This window comes from Thalassobacterium sedimentorum (assembly GCF_031127905.1).
Classification (GTDB): domain Bacteria; phylum Verrucomicrobiota; class Verrucomicrobiia; order Opitutales; family Coraliomargaritaceae; genus Thalassobacterium; species Thalassobacterium sedimentorum.
Genome location: NZ_JARXIC010000132.1, coordinates 1 through 419, shown reverse-complemented (window position 1 = coordinate 419; position 419 = coordinate 1). Strand labels below are relative to the sequence as shown.

The 419-nt window shown below is 56.6% G+C and carries 1 protein-coding gene; it reads right to left on the bottom strand.

Annotated features, from left to right (window positions below):
• Window positions 1-419: alpha-L-fucosidase (locus QEH59_RS18725; protein ID WP_308986912.1), on the bottom strand; the 419-nt coding region annotated here is incomplete at both ends.

Sequence of the window (419 nt, the reverse complement as noted above, 5' to 3'; positions counted from 1 at the left end):
AGACGGAGCATCCCCTCGGCGGGCAAGTCAAACACGTGTAGGTAGAGCTCATTTCCTTTTGTGGTGATATCCCCCCAACTAAATCCCTGGTCAAAAGGCGACGCGCTCGCACCATAGATCGCCTCCCCATTCTCAGCGAGCCACTCCCCCGAAACCGTGAGTGCTTCAACCGCCGGGGCAGGAATCGTGCCATCGCCCTTGGGGCCGACGTTCAGCATATAAGAACCGCCACGAGCGACCACCTGAACGAGACGCTCACAAATCAATTTGGGAGACTTCCAATTTTGATCATACCAGGCGTAGGACCAGGAGTCATTGGTCGTATCCACCGTTTCCCAAACGCCCACATTCGGGCGCACAGGCGGGATGTGCATATCACCGAGCGATACGTAGTCACCATATCCACCGCCGATTCGGCT